At 63.1% G+C, this 604-nt stretch carries 1 protein-coding gene; it reads right to left on the reverse strand.

The genetic code is table 11. The features are described from left to right. Nucleotides 1–604, reverse strand: a 604-nt coding sequence (locus tag BN1128_RS15775) for a chloride channel protein (protein WP_042870469.1), incomplete at both ends; no start/stop codon positions are given.

Consider the following 604-nt stretch of genomic DNA (forward strand, 5'->3'; position numbering starts at 1 on the left):
GAGAAGATGAGAAACAGGGTCGCCATCGCATATTCACCGCCCATCAGATGGGGGATGAGCTCTGTCCCCCCGCCTGTCACCGAGGGTGCAAACAGCGACAGCACGCCGAAGGTGCCCGCCACCAGCATGCCGATGGCGACAAACCGGTGGCGCTTGTTCTGATGCAGCGCCAGATAAGCATCCTGACAGGCCAGCACCAGCTTGTTGAAGACGAAGCCCAGCACCCCGAAGGTGGCCCCCATGAAGAGGAACAGCCAGAGCGCCTTCAGCGCCGGAGCGTCATAGTGCGGCAGGCTGATGACAGGCGCCTGACCCTTCATGTTCTGCAGCATCAGGGTTGCCATGATGGCAGAGATCCCCACCGCCTTGATGGCCAGGAAGGAGTAGCGAAACTGGGGGCGCATTTCCTCCATCACAAACAGGATCCCCGCCAAGGGGGCATTGAAGGCTGCGGCCAACCCACCCGCAGCCCCAGCCGCCAGCAGCGCATGGCCGTGCTCCTTCGGCAACCGGAAGATATCCGCCACCATCTTGCCCAGGTTGCCCCCGATCTGCACCGAGGGCCCCTCCCGTCCCAGCACCATGCCGGAGCTCAGGGTACAGA

Origin of the sequence: Aeromonas piscicola (assembly GCF_000820005.1) — a bacterium.
GTDB lineage: Bacteria > Pseudomonadota > Gammaproteobacteria > Enterobacterales > Aeromonadaceae > Aeromonas > Aeromonas piscicola.